This is a genomic window from Jiulongibacter sediminis (assembly GCF_001306455.1).
Lineage (GTDB): Bacteria > Bacteroidota > Bacteroidia > Cytophagales > Spirosomataceae > Jiulongibacter > Jiulongibacter sediminis.
In genome coordinates this window covers 176,152-198,743 of the sequence record NZ_LGTQ01000012.1, presented here as the reverse complement: position 1 = coordinate 198,743, position 22,592 = coordinate 176,152, and the positions used below count along the sequence as shown (strand labels likewise).

Sequence of the window (22,592 nt, the reverse complement as noted above, 5' to 3'; positions counted from 1 at the left end):
TGAAGAGGACCATCTCTATTTAAGAAGCTGCCAAATCAACAATCCTCCAAAAACAACCAAAGAAAGAGATAAGATTATCTTGTTGGCAGTTGTATTGGTCCACTTGCCCATCCAATTTTTGTTATTGTTGATAATAAGCAGACTTAGAGAAATACCAAGCACAAAAAAGGAAGAGATCAGTGTATAATTGATGACTGACCTAATGGCACTTTGAAAAATAGCGGTGGCCAAGGGGGCCAGAGAAAGAAAGGCAAGAAAGAGGCGATAAGTCTTTGAAGTTCTCGAAGGTTCTGAGTTGTTGCTTCCGGTTTTCAGTCCATTTAAGAAATCCTCAAAAAGATAAGGAACCCCGCTCCAGACGGCTAGTAATGAAGAAAAGGCAACACCCCAGAAACATACTTTAAGTAGTATGTCTCCCGACTTGCCGTATAGTCGTTCAAAGGCCGAAGCAAGGCCTAAAATCAGGTCAGTTCCACTTTTCAATTCGCCAGTCTTTTGCATTTTAAAAGTGATGCACATCAGACTAAGAATGAAGATCCCGGTAATAATGTAGGAGAGTCTCAGATCTGTGCGGCTTTTCTGAATTCCTTCTTCCGCAGACCATTTCTTCTCGCTGGCCCAATAGCTATAACTGAGCATGGTTACACTACCGCCCACACCGCCAAGCATTGACATGATGAGTGTAAGAGGTTCGTATTGGTTTTCGGTAACTAGTGTGATCTTGTCTGCGATTAAATAATAAACGGCCGCTGGCACTAATATTCCGAACATCAGCAAAATAAGTGCGGTGGTGAGCTTCTCAATCAAATCATACTTGCCAATAAACACTAAAACGAAGGCTAACAAACTGCTCAAGGCTGCCCACCATTCTTTCGTGAGACCGGTGAAAATGGTTGAAGCTGCAAGGCCTGTTGTGGAAATAAGTGCAGCCCCCACCATGTATGACCAAACGATAAAGAAGGCCATGAAGAGGAGTCGAGCCCAAAGGGGCATAATCAGGTTCCACCTTTCAATTAACGATTTTCCTGACGCCAGCTGATGCCTGGCAATGCCCTCAGTAATAGTGTATTTTAATACACAAGCCAGAATTACCACCAAAGGATAAATCCACCGAAATTCGAGGCCGGTTTGAATGCTGATAATCATATCGCCCGCACCGATTCCGGCCGCCGCAACCAGCAGCCCTGGACCTATTTTCTGAAAGAGGGTTTTCATGAAGTTCAAGTCTAAACCTTGATTTTAATGATTCTTTTGAATAGGTCTGATTATTCAGGGTGATATTTTTTATTTAAGAGCCGTTTAAAACTTAGGCTACGCTCCCCAAAATTGATCAACAGCCCGACCTCAAGATTGTAGGCCTCTAAATAATTAATGGCCTGGGCAAGGTGAACGTCTTCTAATCGAATGACAGCCTTGAGCTCTACAGAAATTTTGTCATAAACTAAGAAATCAGCCCGTTGAGTGCCGATTTGAATGTTTCGGTAATAAATGGGCATTTCAAATTCCCGTTGAAAAGGGATTTTATCAAAGGTGAATTCGATTTCCAGGGCTCTTTGATAAATGACTTCTTGGAAGCCGTTACCCAAGGCAGAATGAACTTTCATTGCCGAGCCAATAATTTTTGAGGTTTCTTCTGAGAATTTATATTGGTTATCAATCATAAGTGTGAATAAATCAGGCAATCAAGTAAATCAGAAAAAATCAAAGTTCTGACATTTGCAGCGATTTAAGTGTTATGGTTAAACCCTAATCGATAATTTTGAAAGAAACCAACCCTCCCAATGTCAAAAAAAGTACTAGTCACTCTCGATATTCCTGAAAAAGGACTTCAAATGCTTCGCAACGCAAGGTTTGAGCTGACAGTAGGTGATTCTGCCAGTCCATTCTCCTATGAGGAACTTTTGAAATTGACGCATGATTTTGAGTACATTATTCCATCCAGCAAAGATAAAATCGATCGGAATTTTCTGGAGAATAACAGGCAACTTAAGGTTATTTCTACCTTTTCTGCGGGCTTTGATCATATTGATATTCAAGCCGCCAATGAATTTGGAATACCTGTTGGTCATACTCCTCAGGCCATGAATAAGGCGACCTCAGACATTGCATTCGGGCTGATGATTGCTGTTTCAAGAAACTTTTTTCAGTTGAACAAGAAAATTGAAGCCAGTAACTGGGGTGGTTTCAGACCCAGAGCTGATCTTGGGCAGGAGCTATATGGTAAAACCTTGGGCGTTTTTGGACTGGGTGCCATCGGTTTTGAAATGGCTAGAAAATGTAAGGCAGCCTATCAGATGGATATTATCTATTGCAATCGATCTGTCAACGCTAAAGCTGAGAAGGACTTAGGTGCCCAAAAGGTGAATTTTGAGGAGTTGCTTGAATTAAGCGATGTAATCTCTGTTCATTCTAATCTGAGTGAAGAAACAAAGCACATTTTCAATAAATCCGCTTTCACTCAAATGAAAAAGACGGCCATTTTTGTCAATACATCTCGGGGAAAAGTGCATCAGGAAACCGACCTGATCAATGCCTTAAAAGAAGGACAAATCTGGGGTGCTGGTTTAGATGTTACTGATCCTGAACCAATGAAACCAGATAACCCTTTACTTCAGATGCCAAATGTCTGCGTTTTGCCACATATTGGGTCAGCTACTGTGGAAGCTCGTGATGAAATGTCTCGACTGGCGGCGGCCAACCTTCTTCAGTATCTTGAAAATGGCACCATGATTCACTGCGTAAATCCAAAGGTTTTATCATAAGCTTGGTAAAATCATCTTCTTAAAGTTTGCACCCGTCGATAATAAGGGCTCCATATGCTGCTTTAGTACGGTTATGACTGACTTTCTTGCGTTATTTGCTTGAATTTAATCTTACCAATGAAGTATTTAACCCTATTAAAATCGTTAATTCTCATTCTTTGCTCACTGGTATCTTTGGCTCAAACCGGGCGTGTGACTGGCCGGGTGGTAGATGCTGAGGGTGATTCTCCCCTGGCTTTCTCCAGTATCAGAATTTTTAAAACTAGTGACAGTACCCTTGTTGATGGCAATATTACCGATGAAGCCGGGAAGTTTAATCTCCAGGTTCCGTATGGTCAGTATTACGCCAATATTGAGTTCATTGGCTATAATCCGTTGAACACGCCCTTCTTTGTTATAAATGAAGAAAATAGTGAGGTCGATCTTGGTGACCTTGAATTAGCTTCATCCTCTCAAAACCTTGACGAAGTCGTAGTTCAGGCTGAGCGAAGCTCAATGGAGTTAAGCCTGGATAAACGTGTTTTTAATGTCGGTAAAGATTTAGCCAATGCAGGTGGCTCTGCTCAGCAAATATTGGTTAATATACCTTCGGTGACAGTTGACCCTGACGGAACAGTGAAATTGCGTGGGAGCAATAACGTCCGCATCCTGATCGACGGAAAACCATCCGGTCTGGTGACCTTTAAAGGTGGTGCCGGACTTGCCTCCTTACAGGCCAGTATGGTAGAGAGAGTAGAAATTATCACGAACCCTTCTGCCAGATATGAGGCCGAGGGTATGGCTGGAATTATCAATATTATTCTTAAAAAGGAAAACAGGCAGGGTTTTAACGGCTCTTTTCAATTGATTACCGGCGTGCCGGCAAATTATGGGGCAGCAGTTAATTTGAATTACCGCCACAGGAAAATTAATTTCTTTGTCAATTATGCTCTTACCTATGATAAAACACCTTATCGTGGTGATTTATACCAGGAAGTTTTTGATGAAGGTGTAACCCGAATTTTAGATCAAACCAATAGTGGCCATGTTATTGGATTCAATAATAACGTTCGTGGAGGCTTGGATTTTTACTTCTCTGAGAAAAGTATTTTAACGGCCTCCTATATGCTCAGCCGGGCTGATGGAAAGCGATTAACGGAGAACGTTTATAACGATTATATCAATTCATTCTCAAATCCCCTGACCACAATTATCAGGAACCAGGATGAAGATGAAGTAGAACCACTTTCAGAAACAGTAGTGACCTGGAAAAGGCAGTTTGAACGAAAAGGCCATGAGCTTAATGCTACCTTCCGTTTCCTTGACCATTGGGAGAACAGTGACCAGCTTTTTACACAAGCAGGTACTTTAGCTGATGGTTCTGTGGATCAGGTGAATACCTTTGTACAGCACTCGGTTAACGATGAGTTTGAGAAACAATTCCTTTATCAGTTAGACTATGTTCAGCCTTTCTCAAAAGAAGGAAAAGTAGAGCTGGGAGCAAGAATCTCTCTTCGTGACATGGAGAATGACTATGTGGTGAATGATGTTAGCGATGGAGGAATAGAAACACCAATTCCGGAGTTGGATAACGTTTTTCTATATGATGAAAACATCTCAGCGGTTTACGGTATTTTAGGAAACAAAAATAATCGCTTTAGCTATCAGGCGGGGCTCAGAGCTGAGTGGACGGATGTGTCAACCACACTTGAGAAAACGAATCAAGTTAACCCCAGAAACTACTTCAATTTCTTCCCGAGTGCTCACCTGACTTATGATGTGGGCAATGACAATTCATTGCAATTAAGTTACAGCCGCCGTATCAGAAGACCGGTTTATAATGATTTGAGTCCTTTTATGACGGTTTCTGATAGTCGGAATTTCTTCAGTGGCAATCCTGATCTCAATCCTGAATACAGTGATGTTTACGAAATAGGTCATCTCAAAAACTTTGAAAAGGGTTCATTGACTTCTTCGGTTTACTATCGGAATACCACAGATAATATTGAGCGAATCCGCGAAGTAGATGAAAACGGATTTGCGACTACCTTACCTCAAAACCTGAATGGCGAAACTGCCTACGGCGTAGAATTTACTACGAATTACTCGCCCTATAAATGGTGGAAAATGGATGTTAACTTCAATCTTTTTCATGCCAATATTGACGGAAGTAACATTTCTGAACAATATAAAACAGAGACCAATACATGGTTTGCCAGATATACCACAAGATTCTTGTTGCCGGATAATCTTGATCTGCAGCTGAGAGCCAATTATGATGCTGCTCAAAAAATTGCTCAGGGCAGTCGAAAGGCCATTTATTTCTTTGATTTCGCGTTGAAAAAAGATGTGCTGAAACGCAAAGGAACCGTCAATTTTGCGGTGCTAGATATTTTCAATACCCGCTGGATGCGAACCATCAATACAGGCGAAGGTTTTTACACAGAAAGTAACCGTCAGTTCAGAAGAAGACAGTTTAATCTGACCCTGAGTTATCGTATAAATCAGGGATGATAATTTCCATTAACTTAGCATAATTATGGAAATAGATCTTAGCCTCGGGGAGTTCGTCCTTTTTGTTTTTGCCGGTATTTTTACGGGTATTATTAACACCTTGGCCGGGAGTGGTTCTTTGATTACACTTCCCATTTTTATGTTTATCTGCGGGCTGCCACCTTCGGTGGCAAATGCTACAAATCGTATTGGTGTTTTTATGCAATCAGCTGTGGCTACGCAACGCTTCAATAAGACCTTCCCTGGTCTCTTTAAGGGAGTCGAATGGCTGGCCATACCCGCGGTGGTGGGTGCCCTAATCGGGTCTAAAATCGCGGTTGATCTGAATGAAAAGTTGATGAACTACAGCATTGGTACGCTGATGGTCATTATGCTGATTGTTCTTTTATTGAAGCCTTCACGGTGGTTAAAAGCAGAAGGGGAGGGAGGATCTAATCGAAAAAGCTGGAAAAGTATTTTGATCTTTTTCGTAATCGGAGTCTATGGCGGTTTCCTTCAGGCAGGTGTTGGTGTTTTTTTATTGGCGGCCATGGTTCTGGTTTCACAATATAATCTGAAGCAAGCTAATGGAATTAAGTTGCTAATGGTGCTTTGTTTCACCATTCCGGCTCTTCTCTTATTCATATACTATGACAAGGTTCATTTCGCGTATGGCATTCTCATGGGTGTTTTTCAATCCATTGGTGCCTGGCTTGGTGTGCGGTTTATTTCAAAAATCCCGAATTCAGAAGTTTGGATTTACAGAGTTTTGATTGTAGTAATTGCTGTTTCGGCGATAAAGATGTTTGTTTCGGTTTAAGCTGATGAGGAATACCGAAAAGGAAAAAGTGTTCGGTTTGTCAATATTGAAATAATAATTTTGTAGAATTGTGTCGAAAAGACACAAATTGTTGAATTCAATTATTTCTCAATTAATCACAATAATTGAGGCGTGAGCGGAAGAAAATTCACTTTTTTGCGTCTGATTTGTAAGTAAAGTGCCTTCAGGGTACAAAACCTTAACCTTAAAAAACAATGCAAGAGTCGTTAGTTACCCTGGATTGGGTAGTTATTGCGGGCTATTTTGCCCTGCTGCTGGGTGTAGCCTGGTGGGTGGTTTCTCAAAAACAAAGTAATAGTGAAGACTATTTTCTGGCAGGCCGAAACATGGGCTGGTTTGTGGTAGGTGCTTCCATTTTTGCCTCTAACATCGGTTCAGAGCATGTTGTAGGTTTAGCAGGTTCAGGGGCTGGAAATAAGTTTCCCCTATTAATTTATGAACTTCATGCATGGGTAGTAGTGCTACTTGGTTGGTTGTTCCTTCCGTTCTACGTGAGAAGCGGGGTTTTCACTATGCCTGAGTTTCTTGAAAAGCGTTTTGACCCTAGAGCAAGATGGTTTTTGAGTTTATTCAGTCTTGCTGCGTATGTATTGACCAAGGTGTCTGTAACGCTATACGCCGGTGGTATTGTTATCTCTACTTTGCTTGGTGTAACGTTTATGCAGGGGGCTTTGGCCACGGTGATTCTAACGGGTATTTACACAGTTCTTGGCGGTATGAGAGCGGTGGTTTATACCGAGACACTACAGGCTATTATTCTGGTAGTCGGTGCGGCCTGTTTGACGTTCATGGGTCTTGATGCCGCCGGTGGCTGGGAGAGTATCCGCGAAACAGTAGGGCCGGAGTATATGAATATGTGGCGTGATATGGATGATGCTGATTATCCGTGGCACTGGCTGGTGCTTTCTTCTACCATTGTGGGGATCTGGTACTGGTGTACTGATCAGGTGATTGTACAGCGTGTACTTACCGCAAAAAATATCAAAGAGGGTAGAAGAGGAAGTATTTTCGGTGCTTTCCTGAAATTGATGCCTTTGTTTTTGTTCCTAATTCCAGGGATCATTGCCCTGGTTTTGAAAATGAGAGGTGAACTGCAGTGGGATACTCCTGATCAGGCGTTCCCGTCTTTAATGATGGCAATTTTGCCGGCAGGTTTGAGAGGTTTGGTGGCTGCCGGTTTGATGGCCGCTTTGATGTCATCATTGGCATCAGTTTTTAATAGCTGCTCAACCTTATTCACCATTGATATCTATAAAAAACTAAGACCAGATGCCTCCGAAGCTCGTATGGTTCAGGTAGGTAGAATCGCTACCGGAGTTGTGGTATTGCTTGGTGTTCTTTGGGTGCCCATTATTGAAAGACTAGCCGGAGGTACTCTGTATGAATATCTTCAAAATGTTCAGTCTTATATAGCTCCGCCGATCACTGCTGTATTCTTATTGGGGATTTTCTCCAGCCGAATTAATTCAAAAGGTGCCCTGTTTACCCTGTTTACGGGTATAATTATTGCCGCTATCCGTCTGATTCTCGAAGTCTATGAAGACTCTTTGCCAGCTGATAGTTTCCTTTATGAGTTTGCGAGCATGAACTTCCTGAAGTTCTCTGCTTTCTTCTTCCTGTACTGTGTGGCGGCTACTATTTTGGTTTCATTGTTCTCACCGGCACCTGATAAGGCTCAGTTAACTGGTTTGACAATAAGTACTGTAACACCGGAGCAGCGTCAGGAGAATAACCAAAGCTTTAACATGATTGATATCTTCACGAGTTTGTTTATTGTGGCGATCGTGATATATGTGATGGCTTATTTTAGTTAGAAATTATGGGAGTCCTTTTGCTTTGCAAAGGGACTCTTTTCTTTAATATTCAACATCTATAGAAATGAAAAAACTAGTTCTGCTACTTGCTCTTTCGATGGGTTTCGTGGCTTGTAAAAATGCAACAACCGAGGAATCGGATTCAATGACTTCAAGTATTTCTGAAGAAGTTTGGGGTCAATTAGAAGATGGCTCCGAAGCTTCTTTATTTACGCTCAAAAATGCCAACGGCATGACAGTTACCATCACCAATTATGGTGGTAAAATTGTGACTTGGACAGCCCCAGATAAAGATGGAAATTACGAAAATATCAATCTTGGTATGAAGACACTTCCGGAGTATTTCAGCGGGGCAGCTTTCTTTGGAACTCTTGTTGGTCGTTTTGGAAACCGAATAGGAGGTGCCAAATTTACAATCGATGGCGAGGAGTATAATCTGGTGGCTAACGATGGTGAAAATAGTCTTCATAGTAGTGGAGCCGGTATTGATGGCCAGCTCTGGGAAGCAGAAATCGTAGAGGCGGAAAATCCAACCTTGAAATTGACGACTGTTTCTCCTGACGGAGCCGGTGGTTTTCCGGGCAATTTGAGTATTGAAGTGGTTTACACACTTCAGGCTGATGACGCTTTGAAAATTGATTACAAAGCAACAACTGACAAGGCAACACATGTTAACCTTACTAATCACGCTTATTTCAATTTGAGTGGTATGTCAGAAAATGTTCTTAATCATGAAGTGACCATTTATGCCGATAAGTATTTGCCTGTAGACAGCGGCCTGATTCCTTTTGGTGAGCCTGCGGCGGTAGAGGGTACTCCATTTGATTTCACAACATCTCATGCAATAGGTGAGCGTATTAATGACACTACCGATGTTCAGATTGCTACGGGTGGTGGGTATGACCACGCCTGGGTATTTACCGATAGTTCCGATGAAATGAAATTAGGAGCAGAAGTTTACCATCCTGCCACGGGTCGCTTTATGCAAATGTATACGACGGAACCGGCCGTTCAATTTTACACAGGTAACTTCCTGAATGGAAGTCTTGTCGGACATGATGATGTTAAATATGACAATCGCTGGGGTTTTTGTTTAGAGACCGAGCATTTTCCAGATGCCCCAAACAAGCCGGAGTATGCAAGTACTTTACTGAGACCAGGGGAAACTTATACAACCTCAACGATGTATAAATTCTCGACGAAGTAGCGAATCTTAGATATCTGAAAGCCCGGTTTTGCCGGGCTTTTTTTGTGGATTTGACTCTACAAGGTTTTGCGGAACGTTCTTTTAAGCTTTAAGAACAAAATAGTGTTAATAATCTAAAACCATAAAACAGAATGAAAAAGTTACTTATGATCGTTTTGGCCGGAGGCATAATGATGGCTTGCAATAATACAGTTGAAGAACAATATGACGATAATGTACCAACCGAAATAGAAGCGGTGGAAGGAGTTTCTTTGGAAACCGCTGTTGCCGATATTGAAGGGAAAAGTGACATGGATGTTAGCGGAACTGTTGCTTTCACAGAGGCAGATGGTATGGTTACCATGGAAGCAAATATCATTGGCTTGCCAAAAGGGAAACATGCAATTCATATTCACGAAACGGGTGATTGTAGTGCTGTAGACGGTAAAAGTGCTGGTGGGCACTGGAACCCAACTGGTGTAGATCACGGTCAGTGGGGAATGGAGCCTCATCATGCCGGAGACATCGGAAATCTGGAGTCTCCCGGTGATAGCATTACCGTTTTAAGTTTAACAACTGATGAGTGGTGCCTGAGCTGTGATGATGAAAACAAGAACATCTTGAACAAAGCCATCATCATACATGCAGGACCTGATGATTTCACCAGTCAACCCTCAGGAGCAGCTGGTGCCAGAGTAGGCTGTGGCGTTATCGATAAAGATGAAATTATGTAGTTGAAATAGAAAGAGAGTGTGGATTAACAACCACACTCTCCTTTTACATCCAGAGTTTGACTAGTGCCGTCAATTCCATCAATTTCCAATGTTCCGGCATACTGGGAAGTTTCATCCATCTGACTTACTTTTTTCAAATCCACCGTTAAGCCCCAATGCTCCCCACGGCATTTTTGCTGAATGACGTCGCCATCTGCATAGACATCATAAATCTCCATCTCTTCAAAATGCCCTTTGATTTTAACGAAAGCAGTTCGGGCGTAATCATCCACATAAATGAACTTCTCACTTTGATCTGGCAGCCAGTAGTAACAGGCACAGCCGTTTATTTCCTTCGGGAACTCTTCAACAGTAAAGGATTCAAGTGGAAGTTTTTTCTCCTCAATTTTTTCAGGAGCTTCCATTTCAATCGTATTCTCGGTTTGTTCAGTAATACTATTAGTAGAGGATTCGGAGCTATTACATGAGGCAAGAAATAAAAGCAGAATAGCCAACCTATGCATATTTCTCAAGTAGTTTTTGTTGTTCTTTAATGGCCGCAATGAACTCTTTTTTCATTCGGTCAACCAGGTCTTTCACCCCAACCGTGTCATGAATAGTGGCCACACCCTGCCCCGCAGACCAAATGGTTTTCCAGGCCTTTGCTTCAGCTTTTGCAGCATCCAGTTCTGTGGAAACATCAATTTTCTTTGATTGACCCCACATCTCCTGTGTTATACCATTGTTCTCAAGCGATTTCTGCATGAAATTAGCATTAACTCCTGAAACCGCTGCGGTATAGACCACATCCGTAGTGCCACTTTCTGAGATCATTTTTTGATAGTCTTCCTCTGCAAGGGCCTCTTTGGTATTGATAAATCGTGTGCCCATATAGGCCAGGTCGGCACCCATTTGCATAGCTGTGGCAATATCCTGACCGTTACTTAAAGTACCCGAAAGAAGAATTGTTTTGTCAAAAAAGCTTCTGACCTCCTGCACAAATGGAATAGGATTGAGTGTACCGCCATGGCCACCTGCACCGGCAGAAACCAAAATCAAGCCATCTACTCCGGCCTCGGCGGCTTTTTCTGCATGGCGTCGTTTGATGACATCATGAAAAACCAATCCACCATAAGCATGAACAGCATTCACTAAATCTGACACAGCTCCAAGAGAGGTAATTACTAAAGGTACTTTATGCTTGATCACCACCTGAAGATCAGCCATTATTCTGGGATTGGTCTGATGAACGATGAGGTTAACACCAAATGGAGCAGCTTTCTTGCCCGTTTCTTTTTCAAAAGCTTCTAATTCCGTTTTGATTTGGACCACCCACTCTTCAAAGCCTTCAGTGCTTCGCTGGTTCAATGCGGGGAAGGTGCCGACAATTCCGTTTTTACAGCATTCAATCACCAGCTCGGGGCCGGAAATCAGAAACATAGGAGCTGCTACCAGAGGTAGTTTTAAGTCTTTAAATGGGTTCATAGGTTTTGTTGATTGTGGTTTGAAGATACAACTAATTCTTCACTCACTTTTTACTCTTTCTGATCAATCCTTCCTGAACAACTGAAGCCACCAGCTTACCGTGCTGGGTGAAAATATTTCCGCGGGTAAAACCTCTTGTATTTGATGCACTCGGACTGTCTAAGGCATAAAGTAACCATTCATCAATTCTGAAATCGCGGTGAAACCACATGGCGTGGTCAAGGCTGGCCATGAAAATTCCTTTCGGGATAGGTCCTTTGACATGCGGCAGGGTAGCGGTGGTCAAAAGGTTGTAATCTGATACATAAGTAAGCAGCTTCTGGTGCACGCTGAGGTCACCTTCTACTTTTTCTTTCGCTTTAAACCAATAATGCCTGAAAGGAGGCTTGGTGCCTCTATCCATCAGACTTACTTTTTCTACGGGTCTGAATTCAAATGGGCGTGATTTGATTCCCTGAAGTATGTTTTGTGGAACAAAGAGTTTGTACTTATTGACAATATCTTCGTCAGATTTCAGGCCTTCTGGTCCCACAACATTTGGCATATCAATCTGGTGGTCGAAGCCCTCCTGTTTGAGCTGAAATGAGATTGAGGTAATGAAAATGACAGCCTCATTTTGCTTCGCAACTACTCTTCTGGTCGTAAAGCTTCCGCCATCTCTGACGTCATCAACTTCAAAACGGATGGGAATAGAGATATCACCGGCAAGAAGAAAATAGGCGTGCATGGAGTGCACAAAGCGGTCCGAAGGAACAGTTTTATAGGCTGCACTCAGAGCCTGTGACAGCACCTGTCCACCAAAAACGCGATTCCAGGGTGCCTGATAGTTCTGCCCGATGTAAACATTAGTTTCTGCCTTTTCTAAATGAAGAAGGTCAATGAGTTCGTTGATGTTTTGCATAAGATTTTATTTCCAAACCGGAGCCCTCTTTTCCACAAAAGCCAGGGTGCCTTCTTTGGCGTCGTCGGTTAATTGTATTGCTCTGAATAACTCATCAGATACTGGGATAAGTTCATCTTCCGTCTTTCCTTCAGCATTTCGCATGAAACTTAGACTCTCTTTGATAGAATTTGGCGAATTTTTGGCAATCATTTTGGCCAGTATAATGGCTTCTTCTATCAGTTCTTCTTTTGAGGTCAGTTTGTTGATCATACCAAAAGAAAGAGCTTCTTCAGCTGTAAGTTGCCGCCCGGTAAGGATTAACTCGGTGGCAATTCTTGACGGAAGTGCTTTCGGTAAACGAAAGAGTCCACCAGCCCCTGCGATTAGTCCTCTGGTAACCTCGGGTAAACCAAACTTTGAACCAGCAGAGGCCAGAATAAGATCGCAGGCCAGGCATAATTCCATTCCGCCAGCTAAAGCAAAACCATTGACGGCGGCTATCCAGGGTTTGTTTCTTTTGGCATAAACAAAACCGGCAAAACCATATTGATCTGATTGCAGAAGCTCACCTTTCCCAGCTGAAATGAGTTTGAGATCGGCACCTGCACAGAAAGCCTTTTCACCGTTCCCGGTCAAAATCACTGCTCTGATTTTTGGATCGGCTTCAGTTTTGCTTACAATTTCTGCCATTTGCTCTGTCACTTCACCATTTATAGCATTATAAGCCTCAGGTCTGTTAAGGCGAACGAGAGCGATATTTTCGTCTATTTGTTCATACAATACTGCACTCATATTTTCAATACAGGGATGTTTTACTCAAATTTAGTCGAATTTATTGATGAAGAAAGATTGTGTATATTTGACACAATAATATTATTTTCGATATTTGTTTGAAACAATAAAACCATTGCCTGTTAAAATAATAAACTATGAAAAAAGGAATATTTCTGTTCTTTATGATGGTCAGTTTGGCCGTCAATGCTCAAAATAAGTTAGTTCTGAACACCGATCTGGGAGAAACTCAAATCAGTCGTCACATTTACGGACACTTTTCAGAGCACCTTGGCCGATGCATTTATGGCGGCTTGTATGTGGGTGAAGAAACTAAACTTGTACCTCATATCAATGGAATGCGTACTGATGTGGTGGAAGCTCTGAAAAAACTGGATATTCCTAACCTGAGATGGCCGGGGGGATGTTTTGCTGATACGTATCACTGGAAGGATGGTATCGGACCGAAAGAAGACCGTCCGACAATTGTGAACTCGTGGTGGGGCAATGTAACAGAGGATAACTCTTTCGGCTCTCATGAATTTATGGAGTTAATTAAACAGCTTGATACCGAGCCCTACATTTCCGGAAATGTAGGTAGTGGGACTGTTCAGGAGTTTTCTGACTGGGTTCAGTACATGAATTTTGAAGGCAAAAGCCCAATGTCTGACCTGAGAGCACAGAACGGTCACCCCGAGCCATTTAAAGTAAAATACTGGGGCGTGGGTAATGAAGCCTGGGGTTGTGGAGGTCATATGACGGCTGAGTATTATGCCAATGTCTATCGCCAGTATGCGACTTACATCAATACTTCATGGGAGAAAGATTCAAGAGTTTTTAAAATTGCTTCAGGAGCCAGTGATGATGATTACCACTGGACAGAAGTTTTGATGAGAGATATTCCTCACAACATGCTTGATGGTGTAGGGGTACACCATTATTCTGTAATTGACTGGAGCAATAAAGGATCTGCCACAGATTTTAACGAGGATCAATACTTTACCACCATGACCCGTGCCTGGGATATGGAGCGAATTGTAAGTGGTCATGAGGCCATCATGGATAAATATGACCCTGAAAAGAAGGTAGGGATGATGGTCGACGAGTGGGGTGGATGGTATGATGTAGAACCGGGCACCAATGGTGGCTTTCTGTATCAGCAAAATACCATGCGTGATGCAGTTTTAGCCGGAATGACCCTGAACATCTTTAACAATCATGCGGATCGGGTAAAGATGGCGAACCTGGCTCAGGTAGTGAATGTATTGCAAGCCGTAATTCTTACTGATGAGGAACGTATTATTTTGACACCTACCTATCATGTGATGGAAATGTACAAGGTACATCAGGATGCTACCTTGATTCCAATGAATCTAAAGACGGCTGACTACGAGCATAATGGCAAAAAACTTCCGGCTATTTCGGCTTCTGCATCAAAAGATGAGAATGGGAAAGTACATGTGTCTTTAACCAACATTGACTTGAATAAAGAACATGAGATTACCATTGACCTCAGAGGCGAAGATTTTAAATCTGTAAGTGGAAGAATTCTTAAGTCAGGTAAAGTTCAAGACCACAACACATTTGATGAGCCGAACAAGGTTAAAGCTTCGGTATTCAATGGTGCAAAGCTGAATAAAAACAGCATTACCCTGAAAGTGCCTGCCGTTTCAGTAGTCATGCTGGAGTTGGAGTAATTAAATCTACTTTCCATAAAGGAATGAATGCCCGGGTTTATTTTTAAATTCGGGCATTCTCTTTTCAACCCTACTATGAAATATTTTATCCTTATTTTCTTTTTGCCCGTGTTGGTTTTTGGCCAACCCCTACGCCAAAGCGATTTCTTTACTCCTGAACAAGCTATTGAAGAGCATAAGGACCTGGCTCAACTCTACAACTCAAAGGAAGAGTGGCAAAACAGAGCTGCTGCTATTCGTCAAAGCATTCTTGATGGAGCGGGAATCAAACAAATTCAGTTTGGTCTACCTGTAAACGCTACCATTCACAGCAAAAAAGTAATGGATGGCTATAGCGTTGAGAATGTTTTTTTTGAGTCCATTCCGGGTGTTTATGTTTCCGGTAATTTATATACACCGCTTAACCCGACGGAAAAAGCTCCAGCGGTTCTTTGCCCGCACGGGCATGGACGTGATCAAAACAACCGCTTTATGGAATATACCCAACAAAGATGTGCCACGTTGGCAAGAATGGGAGCTGTGGTTTTTGCTTATGATATGTTAGGGTATGGTGATTTTAAACAGGCTGATCATAAGATTGAAAATGTCTTTAAAATTCAGCTGTTAAACTCAGTTCGGATTGTTGATTTTTTGAGTCAAATGGAAGAGGTTGATTCCGGGCGTATAGCCATTACGGGAGAGTCTGGCGGCGGTACGCAAACGTTTATGCTTTCAGCAATTGATGATCGCATCGCCGTTTCCGTACCTACGGTAATGGTTTCGGGTTATTTCTTTGGGGGCTGTCAGTGTGAAAGCGGAATGCCGGTACATACGTCTTGTTTACCTGCCACTACCAACGTGGAAGTTGCGGCTTGCATGGCCCCTAAGCCTTTGATGTTGATTTCGGATGGTGGTGACTGGACACGCTTTGTCCCAGAAATGGAAGCTCCACATATCCGAAGAATTTATTCTTTTTTTGAGGCCGGGGATCAATTTGAAAATGCTCACTTCCCCGAGGAAAAACATGATTATGGTCCATCAAAAAGGCAGGCGGCCTATCATTTTCTTGCCAGACATTTAGAGCTCGATATTGATACTGTTCTGGTAAACGGAGAAGTGGATGAAACAAGGAATACCATATTAACTCCTGAATTTTTAAGTGTCTATACTGAACAATATCCGAGGCCAGACACCGCGGTTATGGGTAATGAAGCCCTTATTGAATTAATAAACAACTTTTAATGAAAGCATTGCAACTAACCCAACGGGGTGAATTTAATTGGACAGAAATTGAAAAACCTCGGTTGGAGCAACCCGATCAGGTTTTGGTTAAAATCAAGGCTATCGGAATTTGTGGGACCGATATTCATGCCTTTGGCGGTAATCAGCCTTTCTTTTCTTATCCGAGAATTTTAGGACATGAGCTGGGCGTGGAGGTTATAGAAACAGGGTCTGCGGTGAAAGACTTGAAACTCGGAGATCGGTGCTCTGTGGAGCCATATCTGAACTGTGGAAATTGCCAAGCATGTTTGAAAGGGAAATCGAATTGTTGTGAAAGCCTGCAAGTTTTAGGTGTGCACACTGACGGTGGAATGACTGAGTACCTTGTTTTGCCTGAGAATAAGTTACACAAAGCCGAGGGACTTGGTTATGAAGAGTTGTCAATCGTTGAAACTTATGGCATAGGCTGCCATGCAGTAAGCAGGGCAGGGGTAAAAGCCGGGGATAAGGTATTGCTTATCGGAGCAGGGCCTATCGGTATTACGGCCATTGACTTTGCCAAAATTGAAGGTGCTGAAGTTCATGTTTACGACCTGAGTCAAAACCGTCTGGATTTTTGTGAAACTCATCTCAAAGGCGATGTCTTTTTGAGAGAAGACCCCCCGGAAAATGAATATGATGTCGTTTTTGACGCCACCGGAAATTCCCAGAGTATGAAAAGGGCTTTGAATTATCTGGCACATGGAGGCAGGCTTGTATTTATCGGCTTATTTCAGGGAGATTACAGTTTTAACGATCCGTATTTTCATAAAAAAGAGACCACCCTATTGTCGAGCAGGAATGCTTTGCCAGCTGATTTTACCCGAATTATAAACTTAATGGAGTCTGGAAAACTTGAGCTTTCAGAGGTAATAACCCATAAAGTTACTTTCGATGAAACACCCGCCTTTTTTGCCACGCTCAGGGAAAAACCCGATCTGGTAAAAGGTGTTATTCTTCTCTAAATTTTAAAATTAAATGTAGTATGAAACGATTCTTTCGCCTTTTTGCAGTTATTCTCCTTTTGACGACACTAAACAGTCAGGCACAATTGAAAAGTCTTGAAGCCAGTGTTGAAGAACTTACCGAACTTCTGATTAACCCCAATAAGGGAGATTTACAGTCATTAAGCCATTTTAAACTAAGCTATGGTCATTCATCCGGTTTAGTTGAGAACCGGGATGAATTTATAGCAGCTTTATTAAAGGCGGATTTTGACTTTCAGGAAATTGATATCAGCAATCAAAGTATTGAGATTATTGATAAAACCGCCATTGTAAGGCATGATATGAAAGCCAAAGCCCTGAGTTTAGGGAAACCAACTAGTATAAACCTAAGAATTATGACGGTTTGGCTAAAACAGAAAAAAGGCTGGGTTCTTTTTGCTCGCCAGGCTGTCAAGATTTAATTCCTACTATCTGGAAAAGTTGAATATTAGGTCAAAAAAGCAATTCTTCAATGATAAATATAGATTTAAAGGGGCAGACGGCTCTGGTAACAGGTTGTAAACGTGGGATTGGCTTTGCCATGGCTGCTGGTTTGGCAGAGGTGGGGGCAGATATCATAGGTGTATCAGCGAGTCTGGAAGCAGAGGGAAGTGAAATTCAAAAAGCTGTCGAGTCTTTTGGAAGGAAGTTTCATGCCTATCAGGCCGATTTTTCAGATCGGAAATCGCTTTACAGTTTTATAGAAAAAGTAAAGACTGAGCATTCGGTCATTGATATTCTTGTCAATAATGCAGGAACCATTCTCAGGAAACCTGCTGCTGAACATCCGGATGAATATTGGGATCAGGTCATTGATGTCAATCTGAATGCACAGTTTATTCTTACCCGCGAAATTGGAAAAGAAATGGTGGCCAGAGGAAAGGGTAAGATAGTTTTCACGGCCTCGCTACTTACCTTTCAGGGTGGAATTACGGTTCCGGGGTATGCGGCCAGTAAAGGAGCCATAGGCAGTTTAGTTAAGGCTTTTGCCAATGAGTGGGCTGGTAAAGGAGTCAATGTGAATGGCATTGCCCCTGGTTATATCGCAACCGATAACACTGAAGCCTTAAGAAATGATGAAGGACGGAGTTCCTCTATTCTAAGTCGAATCCCGGCCGGAAGATGGGGTGAGCCTGAGGATTTCAAAGGCCCGACTGTTTTCCTGACCTCTGATCTTGCCAATTATGTTCATGGAGAAATCCTGACTGTGGACGGTGGTTGGATGGGGAGGTGATTTAGTTTCGACAAGCTCAACTAGCGGGTATTGTTTGATGCAGGGTGCTTGATGTTTGGAGTTTGAGGACTGGAGACCGGTGACCGAAGACCGATGCTTTAGGGCCAGATACGGATGATAAAGAACCGATCAGTTTTGCTAAAAATGTTTAAAAGTTCAATTGAAGAAAAACCAACTCCCAGTTCACCAACCACGAATAAACCAGTCAACCAATCACTAATTTCCCAAAAAATTAATCTACCGATAGCCTGTAACTTTCAACCATTAACCAGAAAACAATGACCTCAAGATACGAAACCAGTCCAAGAGAATTTGAACGGATGAACACCACAGAGATGAGAGCCGAATTTTTGGTGTCGTCCCTGTTTAAAGAAAATCAAGTTTTACTTACCCATACTCATTATGACCGCATGGTAACTGGTGGGGTAATGCCGATCGGCAAAGCTGTTGAGCTCGGGAATCCGGAAGATTTAAAGGCGAATTTCTTTTTGGAAAGAAGAGAACTTGGAATTATCAATATAGGAGGTTCTGGTACAATAGTGGCCGATGGAGAAACCTATGAGTTGGAAAAACTTGGTTGTGTTTATTTGGGGAAAGGTACCCAAAGTGTCAGTTTTTCTTCCGATAGTGCAGGCAGTCCGGCAAAGTTCTTTTTGCTGTCTACACCGGCACATAAGGAGTATCCAAATACACTTTATACTAAAGAGCAGGCTTTGCCGGTAACGCTCGGTGATTCGGAAACCTCGAACTGCCGAACCATCTATAAATATATTCATAACGATGGTATCATGAGCTGCCAACTGGTGATGGGGCTAACCGTTTTACAGACGGGTAGCGTCTGGAATACCATGCCACCTCATACTCATGATCGAAGAAGTGAGATTTACTGTTATTTTGATGTGCCTGAGAATCAGGGTGTAATGCATTTTATGGGTAAGCCTGATGAAACACGGCACCTTTGGGTACAAAACGAACAAGCCATCATTTCGCCACCCTGGTCAATTCATGCCGGAAGTGGTACGGCGAACTATTCTTTCATCTGGGCTATGGCCGGAGAGAACAAGGATTTTACAGACATGGATCATGTGAATCTTAATTTTTTGAGGTAAGAAATTAAGTCATAAAGAGAAAGGACCATTGAGAATTGTGTCATATCCTGAATAGGTTTAAAAAACAACAGCTGAAAGCAGAAAGCTGACAGCCGAAAGCAATATAAAAATGAAGAAATCAGTACTTGCACTTCTATTGATCTCTTTTCTGGTGGCATTTAAAAGCTCAGAAAAGACTGTTCGGGTTTTTATGATTGGAGACAGCACCATGGCTAATAAGGATGCATGGGCGGCTCCGGAGACAGGTTGGGGACAGGTTTTTGGTCAATATTTTACCGATGTCGTCAAGATTCAAAACCAAGCTAAAAACGGAAGGAGTACCAAGTCCTTCCGGTCAGAAGGTTTGTGGGATGCAGTAGAGAGGCAATTGCAACCCGGCGATTTTGTCTTTATTCAATTCGGTCATAATGATCAGAAAATAAAAGACTCTTCGAGATATGCCGGTCCGCATGGGGCTTATAAGGCCAATCTCAAAAGGTATGTGGAAGAAACCAAAGCAAAGGGGGCACATCCCATTCTTTTGACACCGGTCAATCGCCGGAAATTTGATGAGAACGGTGTCTTTGTGGATCAACATGGCGAGTACCCTGATGCTGTCAGAAGCCTGGCTAAAGAAATGCAGGTGCCCTTAATAGACCATTATGCATTGAGTTTGAACAAAATTAATGAGTTGGGTATTGAAGCCTCAGCTGATTTATACCTCAATCTTGACCCGGGATTATTCGCTCGTTATCCGGAAGGAGCTTCGGACAATACCCATTTCACAAATTATGGTGCCAATGTAATGGCCAAGCTGGCCGCAGAAGGTTTACGAAAAACTTCGAGTCCGCTGAAAAACTTCCTCAAGAAATCGGTGTACCCCGGTAAGTACGAATACGAATTGCCTACGGTAAATACTCCGGTTTTTAAAAAGGATACTTTTGATATCCGAAATTATGGAGCTGTGAGCGGCGGAAAAGTGCTTTGTCACACGGCCATTAATCAAGCGATTGCCATGGCTTCGCAAAATGGTGGAGGTGTGGTGCTGGTACCTACGGGTTTCTGGCTCAGTGGCCCCATAGATTTGAAAAGCAATGTCAATCTGCATCTTGAAGATGGTTCCTTCATCCAGTTTTCAGATAACCGTGAAGATTACCCTGTGGTACTAACCACCTGGGAAGGACAGGACGCTTACCGTTGCCATGCTCCCATCTGGGGTGTGGATTTGGTGAATGTCGCCATCACAGGAAACGGCATTATGGACGGAGCCGGGCAAGTCTGGAAACAGGTTAAAAAAGAAAAATTGACGAACTCTCAATGGCAGAATCTGATTGCCAGCGGAGGAGTGGTTGACGATAAAGGCACCGCCTGGTACCCGTCAGAGGCTTCTAAATTCGGTAATGAAAACCGAGAATGGACGAACAAATTAGTACCCGGCAAAGCGAAAGCCGATTACGAAGCTATCCGTGATTTTCTACGACCAAATATGGTGAGTTTGACAAACTGCCGGAATGTATTGCTCGAAGGCATCACCATTCTGAATTCTCCGGCCTGGACGCTGCATCCTTTACTTTGCAAGCATATTACCATTAAAAACGTAAATGTGAAAAACCCGTGGTATGGCCAGAACAATGACGCTATCGATGTGGAATCCTGCACTTACGGGATTCTGGATGGTTGCACTTTTGATACCGGTGATGATGCCATTACCATTAAGAGTGGTCGGGATGAACAGGGGCGTGAGCGGGGCGTACCGACTTCGCAGTTTATTGTGACCAATACCACCGTTTTTCATGGGCATGGTGGTTTTGTGATTGGCTCAGAGATGAGTGGCGGAGTGAATAATCTCTTTGTCAATAATTGTAATTTCCTCGGCACAGATATCGGGCTTCGGTTTAAGACGACCCGTGGGCGTGGCGGGGTAGTGGAAGACATTTACATCTCGGATATTAACATGAATAATATACTGGGCGACGCTATCCGTTTCAATATGTATTATGAAGAAAAGGACCCGGTTCCTTTGGCCGGTGAGGTTCGCGGATTGCCGGCGATGGAGTTTAAGCCGGTGGATGCTGGCACTCCTGTTTTCAGGAATTTCAAAATGGAACGCATTTACTGCAAAGGTGCAGCTATGGCCATTATGATGAAGGGTATCCCAGAATCTCAGGTAGAGAATATTGAAATTACAGACGCGGTAATCTATAGTGATAAAGCCATTTCAATCACCGAAGCCAAAGATATTTCTCTCAGAAATGTGAGTGTCTTCAGTAAAGATGAAAGCAAACTGGTTCAGCTGAATAATGTTTCAGGTCTTTCGATTGATCAGTTGGAATACACCACCGGTAAAAAAGTCTTCATAGAAGTCAACGGCGACCGCTCAAAAGACATCAGCATCCAAAACACAAAAATGGAAGGCATAGAAACCAAAGCCGAGTTTTTGAGTGGGGCTAAGAGGAGTAGTTTGAAGTAAGAAAAAAAACTGAGGTATTCTTTACTTATGTAATCTATTTTAATTAAGATACTTAGATTATTCATAACTTTCATTTCTTCAAACTTTTAAACAAAATTGATGTCGATACTGAACCAAGCTAAAGAAGAGTTCAACCGTTCACCAATTGCTACCATTTCTAGCGGAGTTGGAGTTCTGATTGCAGGAACAAGTCTATTTATAGCTTGGTTTAGTTTCCATTCGGAATCTTCAGCGACTTACCCTTCAGTAAACAATTTTATCAGTGAGGGAGGTATGAATGTTAGGAATCTTTTACTAATCGTTGCCTATTTCTTGGCGATTACATTTTTAACAGCAAGAATTATTAGGTTCGTGGCCCGAAAACATAGCCTGGCGGCATTTTTTACTTCTGTTATTGCTATATCTTTAACTAATTTTTCTACCGTATTGATGATTTATCTAGCTCCTCCGAGAGCTTTCAGCCAATCAACCTTCACATCTGCTCATGATTTAATATTTTATGGTTCAGGCATAATTGTATTAATATTCTGTGGTAAAGCGGTTCTAATAGATCTTCTAAGGAATGATGATAAGGATAAAGAGCCAAACATTATGGGAGGCTTATTTATGGCACTCATACTTCTATTTACTTGGGGAGGTTTTGTATGGTCAGGTCAAACCAAACTTACCAATACTCTTCTACCTGAAATAACTCATCCAATTCCTATTAACCAATCCAGTTCGGGAAAAAGTGGTAGTGAAATAAATAAGTCTTCTTCTCAAAATGAATAATTGAACTAAGTCCTCTCCAAATAGTCTTTTTTGAATTGATGGAAATCCCCCTTTCCGCATCGTATTTTCGACTATGCGGAAAACGTCCGTTGGTCTTCAGACCATTTGTAGGTTATTGTTCCTAAACCTCCCCTTCGTGCAGCTTAGCGTCTTCGAGCCTTCGTGGCAAAAGAACAGCCA

General features: G+C 42.4%; 20 protein-coding genes. 14 read left to right on the top strand and 6 right to left on the bottom strand.

What is annotated here, in order from left to right:
* Window positions 1-15 precede the first annotated feature (15 nt).
* Together AFM12_RS15830 and AFM12_RS15825 are read right to left on the bottom strand one after the other, a co-directional pair.
* On the bottom strand, window positions 16-1,215 hold the full coding sequence (locus tag AFM12_RS15830) for an Nramp family divalent metal transporter (RefSeq protein WP_055150072.1): 1,200 nt from the start codon (window positions 1,213-1,215) through the stop codon (window positions 16-18).
* 50 nt (window positions 1,216-1,265) lie between these two features.
* Window positions 1,266-1,661 (bottom strand): GxxExxY protein, encoded by a 396-nt coding sequence (locus tag AFM12_RS15825; protein WP_055150070.1) that lies wholly within the window; start codon window positions 1,659-1,661, stop codon window positions 1,266-1,268.
* A 120-nt stretch (window positions 1,662-1,781) separates the two neighbouring features.
* On the opposite strand from AFM12_RS15825, the gene AFM12_RS15820 reads away from it, so the two are divergent.
* The 6 genes from AFM12_RS15820 to AFM12_RS15795 all read left to right on the top strand — a co-directional run bounded on the left by AFM12_RS15820 (window position 1,782) and on the right by AFM12_RS15795 (window position 9,809).
* Window positions 1,782-2,762 (top strand): 2-hydroxyacid dehydrogenase, encoded by a 981-nt coding sequence (locus AFM12_RS15820; protein WP_055150067.1) that lies wholly within the window; start codon window positions 1,782-1,784, stop codon window positions 2,760-2,762.
* 117 nt (window positions 2,763-2,879) lie between these two features.
* Window positions 2,880-5,255, top strand: a complete 2,376-nt coding sequence (locus AFM12_RS15815) for a TonB-dependent receptor (RefSeq protein WP_055150064.1) — start codon at window positions 2,880-2,882, stop codon at window positions 5,253-5,255.
* A 25-nt stretch (window positions 5,256-5,280) separates the two neighbouring features.
* On the top strand, window positions 5,281-6,054 hold the full coding sequence (locus AFM12_RS15810) for a sulfite exporter TauE/SafE family protein (RefSeq protein ID WP_055150061.1): 774 nt from the start codon (window positions 5,281-5,283) through the stop codon (window positions 6,052-6,054).
* A gap of 215 nt (window positions 6,055-6,269) precedes the next feature.
* Entirely contained in the window at window positions 6,270-7,889 is a 1,620-nt protein-coding gene (locus AFM12_RS15805; RefSeq protein WP_055150058.1) for a sodium:solute symporter, read from the top strand.
* A gap of 64 nt (window positions 7,890-7,953) precedes the next feature.
* A complete protein-coding gene (locus tag AFM12_RS15800; RefSeq protein ID WP_055150055.1) occupies window positions 7,954-9,096 on the top strand; it encodes an aldose epimerase family protein in 1,143 nt (380 codons plus the stop codon).
* A 131-nt stretch (window positions 9,097-9,227) separates the two neighbouring features.
* Window positions 9,228-9,809 carry a superoxide dismutase family protein gene (locus AFM12_RS15795; RefSeq protein WP_055150052.1) on the top strand — a complete coding sequence of 194 codons (582 nt, stop codon included), beginning with the start codon at window positions 9,228-9,230 and terminating at the stop codon, window positions 9,807-9,809.
* Between the two features lie 23 nt (window positions 9,810-9,832).
* On the opposite strand, the gene AFM12_RS15790 is transcribed toward AFM12_RS15795, so the two are convergent.
* Genes AFM12_RS15790 through AFM12_RS15775 form a run of 4 tightly spaced genes read right to left on the bottom strand, consistent with a single transcriptional unit; the run spans window position 9,833 to window position 12,948 of the window.
* Window positions 9,833-10,312: a hypothetical protein gene (locus AFM12_RS15790; protein ID WP_055150049.1), complete on the bottom strand. Its 480-nt coding sequence runs from the start codon at window positions 10,310-10,312 to the stop codon at window positions 9,833-9,835.
* Complete coding sequence (locus AFM12_RS15785; RefSeq protein ID WP_055150046.1) at window positions 10,305-11,273, bottom strand: NAD(P)H-dependent flavin oxidoreductase; 969 nt, start codon at window positions 11,271-11,273, stop codon at window positions 10,305-10,307. The genes AFM12_RS15790 and AFM12_RS15785 overlap by 8 nt, the downstream gene beginning before the upstream one ends.
* Window positions 11,274-11,316: 43 nt before the next feature.
* Window positions 11,317-12,174 carry an acyl-CoA thioesterase gene (locus AFM12_RS15780; RefSeq protein ID WP_055150042.1) on the bottom strand — a complete coding sequence of 286 codons (858 nt, stop codon included), beginning with the start codon at window positions 12,172-12,174 and terminating at the stop codon, window positions 11,317-11,319.
* 6 nt (window positions 12,175-12,180) lie between these two features.
* Entirely contained in the window at window positions 12,181-12,948 is a 768-nt protein-coding gene (locus AFM12_RS15775) for an enoyl-CoA hydratase-related protein (RefSeq protein WP_055150039.1), read from the bottom strand.
* A 137-nt stretch (window positions 12,949-13,085) separates the two neighbouring features.
* Here AFM12_RS15775 and AFM12_RS15770 point away from each other — a divergent pair, with 137 nt between their 5' ends.
* From AFM12_RS15770 to AFM12_RS15735, 8 genes are all read left to right on the top strand, one after another.
* The gene (locus tag AFM12_RS15770) at window positions 13,086-14,624 is read left to right on the top strand and encodes an alpha-N-arabinofuranosidase (protein WP_055150036.1); all 1,539 of its coding nucleotides are present in this window, start codon (window positions 13,086-13,088) and stop codon (window positions 14,622-14,624) included.
* 75 nt (window positions 14,625-14,699) lie between these two features.
* A complete protein-coding gene (locus AFM12_RS15765; protein ID WP_055150364.1) occupies window positions 14,700-15,845 on the top strand; it encodes an alpha/beta hydrolase family protein in 1,146 nt (381 codons plus the stop codon).
* A complete protein-coding gene (locus AFM12_RS15760) occupies window positions 15,845-16,828 on the top strand; it encodes a zinc-binding alcohol dehydrogenase family protein (protein ID WP_055150033.1) in 984 nt (327 codons plus the stop codon). The genes AFM12_RS15765 and AFM12_RS15760 overlap by 1 nt, the downstream gene beginning before the upstream one ends.
* Window positions 16,829-16,848: 20 nt before the next feature.
* Window positions 16,849-17,271 carry a nuclear transport factor 2 family protein gene (locus AFM12_RS15755; RefSeq protein WP_055150030.1) on the top strand — a complete coding sequence of 141 codons (423 nt, stop codon included), beginning with the start codon at window positions 16,849-16,851 and terminating at the stop codon, window positions 17,269-17,271.
* 50 nt (window positions 17,272-17,321) lie between these two features.
* On the top strand, window positions 17,322-18,083 hold the full coding sequence (locus AFM12_RS15750) for an SDR family oxidoreductase (protein WP_055150027.1): 762 nt from the start codon (window positions 17,322-17,324) through the stop codon (window positions 18,081-18,083).
* A gap of 278 nt (window positions 18,084-18,361) precedes the next feature.
* Complete coding sequence (kduI, locus tag AFM12_RS15745) at window positions 18,362-19,192, top strand: 5-dehydro-4-deoxy-D-glucuronate isomerase (protein ID WP_055150024.1); 831 nt, start codon at window positions 18,362-18,364, stop codon at window positions 19,190-19,192.
* 109 nt (window positions 19,193-19,301) lie between these two features.
* A complete protein-coding gene (locus AFM12_RS15740; RefSeq protein ID WP_055150021.1) occupies window positions 19,302-21,641 on the top strand; it encodes a glycosyl hydrolase family 28 protein in 2,340 nt (779 codons plus the stop codon).
* A gap of 99 nt (window positions 21,642-21,740) precedes the next feature.
* On the top strand, window positions 21,741-22,412 hold the full coding sequence (locus AFM12_RS15735) for a hypothetical protein (RefSeq protein WP_055150018.1): 672 nt from the start codon (window positions 21,741-21,743) through the stop codon (window positions 22,410-22,412).
* Window positions 22,413-22,592: the final 180 nt, after the last annotated feature.